Source organism: Streptomyces sp. NPDC059455 (genome assembly GCF_042750115.1).
Classification (GTDB): domain Bacteria; phylum Actinomycetota; class Actinomycetes; order Streptomycetales; family Streptomycetaceae; genus Streptomyces; species Streptomyces endocoffeicus.
The window spans coordinates 31,278-39,268 of the sequence record NZ_JBHYVB010000063.1 but is presented as its reverse complement, the minus strand read 5'-3'; the positions used below and the strand labels follow the sequence as shown (position 1 = coordinate 39,268).

Annotated in this window: 6 protein-coding genes and 1 pseudogene; 5 read left to right on the top strand and 2 right to left on the bottom strand. The window is 73.1% G+C overall.

Going from position 1 to position 7,991, the window contains the following annotated elements; all coding sequences use genetic code 11:
* The 3 genes and pseudogenes from ACFXB5_RS23040 to ACFXB5_RS23030 all read left to right on the top strand — a co-directional run.
* A pseudogene (locus tag ACFXB5_RS23040) lies at positions 1-455 on the top strand (hypothetical protein); the annotation flags it as partial.
* 154 nt (positions 456-609) lie between these two features.
* Positions 610-2,340, top strand: coding sequence for a fatty acyl-AMP ligase (locus ACFXB5_RS23035; RefSeq protein ID WP_385210879.1), 1,731 nt, complete (start codon positions 610-612; stop codon positions 2,338-2,340).
* The gene (locus ACFXB5_RS23030; protein ID WP_385210877.1) at positions 2,337-3,326 is read left to right on the top strand and encodes a beta-ketoacyl-ACP synthase III; all 990 of its coding nucleotides are present in this window, start codon (positions 2,337-2,339) and stop codon (positions 3,324-3,326) included. The genes ACFXB5_RS23035 and ACFXB5_RS23030 overlap by 4 nt, the downstream gene beginning before the upstream one ends.
* On the opposite strand, the gene ACFXB5_RS23025 is transcribed toward ACFXB5_RS23030, so the two are convergent.
* Together ACFXB5_RS23025 and ACFXB5_RS23020 are read right to left on the bottom strand one after the other, a co-directional pair.
* Entirely contained in the window at positions 3,313-3,867 is a 555-nt protein-coding gene (locus ACFXB5_RS23025) for a DUF3995 domain-containing protein (RefSeq protein ID WP_385210874.1), read from the bottom strand. The genes ACFXB5_RS23030 and ACFXB5_RS23025 overlap by 14 nt on opposite strands.
* A gap of 3 nt (positions 3,868-3,870) precedes the next feature.
* Positions 3,871-5,121, bottom strand: coding sequence for a macrolide family glycosyltransferase (locus tag ACFXB5_RS23020; protein WP_385210871.1), 1,251 nt, complete (start codon positions 5,119-5,121; stop codon positions 3,871-3,873).
* Positions 5,122-5,351: 230 nt separating this feature from the next.
* Here ACFXB5_RS23020 and ACFXB5_RS23015 point away from each other — a divergent pair, with 230 nt between their 5' ends.
* Positions 5,352-7,112, top strand: coding sequence for a bifunctional N-acetylglucosamine-1-phosphate uridyltransferase/glucosamine-1-phosphate acetyltransferase (locus tag ACFXB5_RS23015; RefSeq protein WP_385210870.1), 1,761 nt, complete (start codon positions 5,352-5,354; stop codon positions 7,110-7,112).
* Positions 7,112-7,879, top strand: a complete 768-nt coding sequence (locus tag ACFXB5_RS23010; RefSeq protein ID WP_385210867.1) for a PIG-L deacetylase family protein — start codon at positions 7,112-7,114, stop codon at positions 7,877-7,879. The genes ACFXB5_RS23015 and ACFXB5_RS23010 overlap by 1 nt, the downstream gene beginning before the upstream one ends.
* Positions 7,880-7,991 lie beyond the last annotated feature (112 nt).

Genomic DNA, 7,991 nt, shown 5'->3' with positions numbered 1-7,991 from the left:
CCCAACTCAGCACCCCCCCCGCGCCATCAGGCTCGGCGGACGCGCCCACGACCCCCCCGGGGCGGACCCCCCCCCCCCCCCCCCGCGAACCGCTGGGCCAGCTGATCAGCCCGACCGATGTGATGGCGGCCTGGGAGCTGCTGCGCAGACTGCCGCGGCGGCTGGACCGGGTCACCAGCGCGCTCGAACAGGGCCGCCTCGGCGTCGGGGTACGGCTCTTCGCCAACGCCCGCGACCGTACGTACATCAGGTCGCTGGTGCACGAGATCCTGCTGACCTTCATCGCCGCCACGAGCGGGGTCATGTCGGTGATCCTGCTCAGTATCGACGGCGGACCGGTGGTCGTTCCCGGAATTGGACTCTTCCAATTGCTCGGCTATCACCTGCTGGTGATCTCCGGAGTGATCGGCCTGAAGGTGCTTTTCCTCATTTCGCGTGGCGGCGGGCGGAACTGATACGGCATTGAAGAGCCAGGGAATGGTCATGGAATGACCGTCCGGAATTGTTACCGGACGGTATTCCGTGATATTGGCAGCATGGTGATATCGGCCTTGAGGGGCCCGGTGCCCCTGGCTATACAGGAGCCATCCACCGCTGAAAAGGATGGACATGACTTCTGTCGGCCATGACCCCGAAAAGCTGATGTCCCTGCCGGCCCTGCTCGCCCGGCGCGCCGCCGAGAATCCGGACGACCTCGCCTACTGCTATCTCCGCAATGGCGAGGACCCGGACGACCGGGTCACCTACGCGGAACTCCTGCGCCAGGCCCTGGGCCGCGCGGCCGAACTCCGCTGTCGGGACAGCCGAGGCCGCAGCGCCGTACTGCTGTACCCCACCGGCCTCGAATTCGTCCGCGCCTGGCTCGGATGCGCCGCCGCCGGGGTCATGGGAGCGCCCGTGCAGGTGCCCAGGAACGGCCAGGCGCTGCGCCGGCTGCGCTCCGTGGCCGACGACTCGGGCACCACCCTGGTCCTCACCACGGCCGAGACCCGCGACCGGCTGCTGGCCGACTTCCCCCGAGCCCCCGAGCTGCGCGGTCTGGAACTGCTGGCCACCGACGAATGGCCCGGTACGGCGACGGCCGGGGAGCCCCTGCCCGCCGCCGGACTCGACGACGTGGCGCTGCTCCAGTACACCTCCGGCTCCACCGGCACGCCCAAGGGCGTGATGGTCACCCACCGCAACTTCTGGCACAACGCCGCCGAGACCGACGCCCTGTGGCCCACCAAGGGCGGCACCGTGGTCTCCTGGCTCCCGCTCTTCCACGACATGGGGCTGCTGTTCGGCGTCGTCCTGCCGCTGTGGGCCGGGATCCCCTCCTACCTCATGGGCCCCGAGGCGTTCGTACGCCGCCCGGCCCGCTGGCTGGAGGCCCTCTCCCGGTTCGGCGGCACTCACGCCGCGGCCCCCAACTTCGCCTACGACCTGTGCGTACGGGAGGCACGCCCCGCGCCGGGCACCGACCTGTCCGCCTGGCGGGCGGCCGTCAACGGCGCCGAGCCGGTCCGGCTCCACACCGTCCGGGCGTTCACCGAGGCGTTCATCTCGTACGGCCTGGACCCCCAGGCCGTCTCGCCGGGCTACGGACTCGCCGAACACACCCTCAAGATCAGCGGCAGTGGTCCCGGCGAACCGCCGCGCGCCCTCACCCTGTCGCCCACCGACCTCGGCCAGGGGCGGGTCACGGAGACCACGGACGCCGACGCGATCCCCGTGGTCAGCTGCGGCCGCACCATCGGCGACACCCGTGTGCGCATCGTGGACCCCGCCACCCGGCGCGCGGCCGGACCCGACCGGGTGGGCGAGATCTGGGCCACCGGCCCCTGTGTGGCGGCCGGTTACGCGGGCCGCGAGCGGGAGAGCGAGGAGACCTTCCGGGCCCGGATCGCCGACGACGCCGACGCCGGGGCGTTCCTGCGCACCGGCGACATCGGCTTCGTCCGCGACGGCGAGCTCTATGTCACCGGACGGCTCAAGGACCTCCTCGTGGTCAAGGGCCGCAACCACTACCCGCAGGACCTGGAGTACTCCGCCGAGCGCAGCCACCCCGCGCTGCGCCCCGCCTCCGCCGCCGCCTTCGCGGTGGACCGGGGCGACCGCGAGGCCCTGGTCGTGGTGATCGAGGCGGACGGCCGGGCGCTGCGCGCGGCCGGCCACGACGTGCTGGTCAGCGCCGTGCGCGAGCGGGTCCGCAGCGACCACCGGCTGGAGGCCGAGGACGTCGTCGTCATCCGCCGCGGCACCCTGCCCAAGACGACGAGCGGCAAGGTGCGCCGGGGCACCTGCCGCCAGCAGTACGTGGACGGCACCCTGGTACGGGTCGGCGGAGGCCCGGCATGACCGGACGTCAGGGCGGGGCGGGCGCGCGCATCCTGGGCCTCGGCGGCTACCGTCCCGCCCGTACCGTGCCCAACGAGGAGCTGTGCGCGCGTCTGGACTCCTCCGACACCTGGATACGGCGCCGGTCGGGCATCGTCAGCCGGCGCTACGCCGGGCCGGACGAGACGGTGATCACCATGGCCGCGCACGCCGGGGGCAAGGCCCTGGCCGACGCGGGCGTGGCCCCCGCCGACGTCGACACCGTGCTGGTCGCCTCGATGTCCTACCTGTACCAGTCCCCGGCGGCGGCGCCCCAGGTGGCCACGGCCCTCGGCGCACGGTCCGCCGCCGCCTTCGATGTGCAGGTCGCCTGCGCGGGCTTCTGCTACGCCCTGGCCGTGGCGGACGGGCTCATCCGGGCGGGCACCTCCCGCCGGGTGCTGGTGATCGGCTCCGAGCGGATGACCGACATCGTGGACCCGTACGACCGGGGGGCCGCGTTCCTCTTCGCGGACGGCGCGGGCGCGGTGCTGGTCGGCCCCGCCGCCGAACCCGGTATCCACTCCGTGGCCTGGGGGTCCGACGGGGAGCAGCACGGCCTCATCGCCCACCAGGAGCCCTGGACCGCCGCCCGCGACGCGGACCACCCCTGGCCGTACATGCGGATGGCCGGGTCCGAGGTGTTCCGCTGGGCGATCAGGGAGGTGCCGCGCACGGCGGCCGCCGCCCTGAAACAGGCCGGTGTCACGGCGGACCAGCTGTCCGCCTTCGTTCCGCACCAGGCGAATCTGCGCATCACCGAGGCGGTGGCCAAGGCCCTGGACCTGCCGCCGCATGTCGTGGTCGCCGACGACATCACCTCCGCGGGCAACACCTCCGCCGCGTCCGTCCCGCTCGCCATGGAGGCCCTCAGGGACCGCGGGGCGCTGCCCTCGGGGGGACTGGCCCTGCTGGCGGGGTTCGGCGCGGGGCTGGCGCACGCCGCGCTGGTGGTCACTCTGCCGTGACGGGCCGTCCGGGCCGGGCCCTCCGGCCCAGCCACAGGGCGGTCAGGCCGTACAGGATCCCGCCGAGCACGAAGTAGGCGTCGACGCAGACGCCGGACCAGATGGTGTACGCCGACGGGTGGGCGTCGCCGGTGATCTGCTCGTACGTCAGACCGGTCAGGCCGTTCCGCGCCAGACCGGTGCCGCGCAGCGCCGTGTCCAGCAGCCCGGCGCCCCCGCGCACCGCCACCAGCGCGGCGCCGGTCCACAGGCAGAACAGCGCCGCCCACCGGGGGATCCGCCGCCCCCACGGCCGGGTCAGCGCCAGCGGCAGCACGATGCCCACCGCGAACATGCCGGTGATGACCGCGCCCTGGATCCGGTCGCTGGCGGTGGTGGCCTCCGGCACCACCTCGGGCGCGTCGCCGAGCCCGAACCGGCCCCCGGCGAACCAGTACACATGCATCGCGGTGAATACCACCGCCCAGACGAAGGCGGCCAGGGCGGCCCGGCGCGACTCCCGCGCCGGCCCCGCCCCGGCGGCCGTCCCCGACGCGGACACGCCTCAGGCCCGTGCGCGCCGCAGCACGCCCTCGATCGCGTCGGCCGCCGCGCGGGCGCCGCCCTCCGCGAGGATCTCCGCGCGCAGCTCCGCCAGCCGCCGGGCCACCTCGGGGTCGGCGGACACCCGCTCCACCGCCTCCCGCAGCTCCTCGCCGGTGACGCCTTCGAAGGGCGTCCGTACGCCGATGCCCAGCCCTTCGATCACCCGGGCGTTCTCCATCTGGTCGAACCCCATGGGCACGGCCACCATGGGAACCCCGTACTGGATCGCCTCCAAGGTGGAACCCATACCCGCGTGGGTGATGAACACCGCCGCCTCGGCCAGCACCTGGAGCTGTGGCGCCTCGGGGATGAGCTCCAGGTGCGGGGGCAGCGGCCCGAAGTCCGCCGGGTCCAGATGCCTGCCGATCGACATCACCACATGCCACGGCCCGTCCGCGAACGCCTCCGCGCACTCGAAGAAGACCCGCTGCACCGCGGGCACCTCGGGCGCGACCGAGCCGAAGGCGATCAGCAGCACCGGACGGCCGTCCGCGGGCGGCTTCCAGGGGGCCCGGTGGTCCTGGCCGCGCACCACGGGGCCCACGAACGTGTAGGCGTCGCCGAGTTCGCCGGCGTCGGCCTGGAACGCCCGCGGGATGGTGACCACATAGTGGTCGGCCCAGCCGACGTAGAGGAACTCCTCGATGGTCAGGTCCATCCCGCCCTCGTCCAGGAAGTGCTGGAACTCCTCCCGGTAGGCCAGCCACGCCGGGTCGTCCGCCACCGAGGCGTAGAACGGCGCCAGATCCCGCTCGTAGGTGTTGCTGGACACCCGGGTCGGCGAGAGCCGCACCGCCGGGACGCCCCAGCGCTTGGCCAGGATCTGGGCCGACAGCGCGGCGTAGTCGTAGAGGACCAGGTCGGGGCGGTCGTCCTCGAACGCGGCGAGCTGCTGCGGCAGCACCGCGACCGCCTCCCGCAGGAAGAGCGAGGACATCGCGATCACATCGGTGATGGGGAACCGCTCACCGCGGCCCGCGTCCGGGAAGGTCGTCTTGTACAGGACCGGCTCGGCCCCGGTGGCCCGCACCGCCTCGGCGTGCCCCTCGTCGATGGAGAAGCTGACCCGGTGGCCCCGCTTGACCAATTCCACGCAGAGCGCGAGATTCGGATTCACATGACCGTCCGCCGGGATGTTGAACATCGCGATGTGCAGCGGTCGCGCATTCTCCGGAATTCCCTCCGGAAGGCCCGGACGAGAGACGCTCACGGATAACTCCTCTTCCGCCATCCGGACGCCTCAGATGGCCGGTTGACGTCATGTGGTGAATTCGATGCTAGGAAGGCCGGGCAGAGCGGTCGAGCGCGCAGTCAGCTTCCTGCCAAGGGTTCTGGACATCCCTTGCGGCCCTGTCTGCTTCGCCCTTGTCTGAGACCTGCGTCACGCTGTCCGAAATGCAGTCCGGGCGGCCTGATCCACCTCAGGAGGGGCTGATTGAGATGATTTCCCAAAAGATACTCGATAGTAAGAGCGAATGGCGTTCCGGGCCGGGGGGCGACCCGGAACGGCGGGCCCGGGAGGAGCGCGACCGGGAGCTGGCCGCCGTGGTGCTCGCCGCGGGGAACGGGGAGCGCATGGGACCCGGCCCCCAGAAGGTGCTGCGCGAGGTCGGCGGCCGGGCCATGCTCGGCCATGTCCTCGACGCCGTCGCCGAACTCGCGCCACGGCACACGGTCGTGGTCACCGGACACCGGCGCGCGGACGTCGAGGCCTACCTCGCCGCCCACTTCGCCGACGCCGATCCCGCGCCGGAGACCGCCGTCCAGGAGCACCAGGGCGGCTACGGCCACGCCCTGCTCGCCGCCGTGCACCGGCTCCCGGACTTCACCGGGACCATCCTGGTCAGCTGCGGGGACGCGCCGCTGCTCACCGGGGACACCCTCGCCCGGCTGGTGGCCGAGCACGAGAAGGCGGGCAACGCCATGACCCTGCTGTCCGGCCACCTGCCGGACTCGGTCGGCTACAGCCTGGTGCTGCGGTCCGAGGTGGGCGAGTACGAGGCCCTGCTGCCGCCGGACCGGGGCGACCGCCGCGGGCCCGGCGACGGCCCGGTCGGCGCCCGGCTGCGCGAGGTGGGCGCCGGGGTCTACGCGTTCGACGCCACCGCCCTGCGCGCCGCCTTCGACGATCTGCTGGCGGGCGGGCACACCACCGGCGAGTACCTGGCCACCGTGCTGGACCACTTCACCGCGCACGACCTGCGCGTCGGCATCACGGTCGCGGAGGACCCGGACGACATCCTGGGCGCCAACGACCAGATCCAGCTGGCCCGGGTGCGGGCCGTTCTGCGCGACCGGATCAACCGCTGGTGGCTGGCGGCCGGGGTCGACATCGCCGACCCGGGGACGGCCTGGATCGATGTCGGCGCCAGGCTGGCCGCCGGGGCGATCGTGTTGCCCAACACCCGTGTCCTCGGCTCCAGTTCGGTGGCGTCCGGCGCGGTGATCGGCCCGGACACCGAGGTGCGGGACTCCGCCGTGGGCGAGGGGGCGCTGGTGGAGCGGTCCACCGTGAGCGCCTCGGACCTCGGCGCGGGCGCCCGGGTGCGGGCCTACTCGACCGTGTCCACGTCCGAGATCGGCGCCGGTGCCGAGGTCACCGGCTCGGTGCTGGACCAGGCGGCCCTGGGCCCGTCGGCGCAGGTCGGTCCGTACGCGTATGTGCGGCCCGACACCCGGCTCGACAAGGGCGCCAAGGTGGGCACATTCGTGGAGATCAAGAACTCCACGCTCGGCGCCGGGGCCAAGGTCCCGCATCTGTCGTACATCGGTGACGCGGACATCGGCGAGGGCAGCAACATCGGCGGCCTGTCCGGCTTCGCCAACTACGACGGCCGCAAGAAGTACCGCTCCGTCGTGGGCCGCAACGTCCGCATCGGCGGCCAGAACGGGCTCATCGCACCGGTCACCATCGGCGACGGGGTCTACTCGGGCGCCCGCGCGCTGATCGCCGAGGACGTCCCGCCGGGCGCGCTCGTCATCTCCGAGGGGTCCCTCAAACAACGCAACATCCCCGGCTGGGTGCAGAAGAACCGCCCCGGCTCCGCGTCGGCCATCGCCGCCGCCATGGCCCAGGGCGAGACCGGGGAGCTGGAGACCGCCGGCGGCGCCCGTCAGCGGGTCCCCCGTACCACCGGGGCGCCGGAGCCCACCGCCCGATACGAACCGTCCACCACCGATGACGAACGGTCCCTGTCCTGATGCCCTCCCACATCCTCGTCGTCTCCCCGCACCTGGACGACGCCGTGCTGTCCGCCGGCAGCCGGATCCACCACCTGGCCTCGGAAGGCGCCGAGGTCACGGTCCTCACCCTGTTCGCGGGCATCCCGCCGCTGCCGTACTCACCCATCGCCGAGTACTTCCACTACACCTGGGGCCTGGAGACCGAGCCGATGGAGCACCGGCGGGAGGAGGACCGCAAGGCCCTGGCCCGGCTGGGCGCCACCCCGCTCCACGGCGAGTTCCTCGACGCGGTCTACCGGCGGCGGCCCGACGGCACCTGGCTCATCGACGTCGACGGGCCGATGGTGCAGGGCAGCGAGGCCGCCGAACCCCGGCTCTGCGACCAGCTGGCGGCCGCGGTGGCCGAACTGGCCGAGCGGATCCAGCCCGAGGAGGTCCTGACCAGCGCGGCGGTCGGCAACCACATCGACCACCGGCGCACCCGTGACGCGGTGGTCACCGCGCTGGCCGGGAAGGTCCCGGTGCGGTGCTGGGAGGACCTCCCCTACGGGCTGCGGGGCAGTGACATCCCCCCGCTTCCCGAGGGCCACGCCCTGCTGGACCCGGTGGCCGAGACCGCCGGGGAAGCCTCCTGGTCCGCCAAGTACGAGGCGATCGAGTGCTACCGCTCGCAGCACTCCATGCTCTGGCCGCCGGAGGCGGACTTCCGGGACCTGTTCGACGCCCATGCGACGGGCCATGGCGGCGGTGCCCCGGCCGAGCTGTTCCGGCCGGTCGGCCGCTGATCCGCCGGAGCCCCCGTCCCCCCACCTGGGGGGGCCCCCCCCCCGCGGTAGGAGAGGGGCACCCCCGGGGGGGGCTCGCCGGGGGACCGCCGCGGCACCCCGACGGAGAGCC

Excerpts from the sequence above, each read along its gene's own strand:
- ACFXB5_RS23035 (WP_385210879.1), top strand. The coding sequence starts at position 610 with ATGACTTCTGTCGGCCATGACCCCGAAAAGCTGATGTCCCTGCCGGCC.
- ACFXB5_RS23030 (WP_385210877.1), top strand. The coding sequence starts at position 2,337 with ATGACCGGACGTCAGGGCGGGGCGGGCGCGCGCATCCTGGGCCTCGGC.
- ACFXB5_RS23015 (WP_385210870.1), top strand. The coding sequence starts at position 5,352 with ATGATTTCCCAAAAGATACTCGATAGTAAGAGCGAATGGCGTTCCGGG.
- ACFXB5_RS23010 (WP_385210867.1), top strand. The coding sequence starts at position 7,112 with ATGCCCTCCCACATCCTCGTCGTCTCCCCGCACCTGGACGACGCCGTG.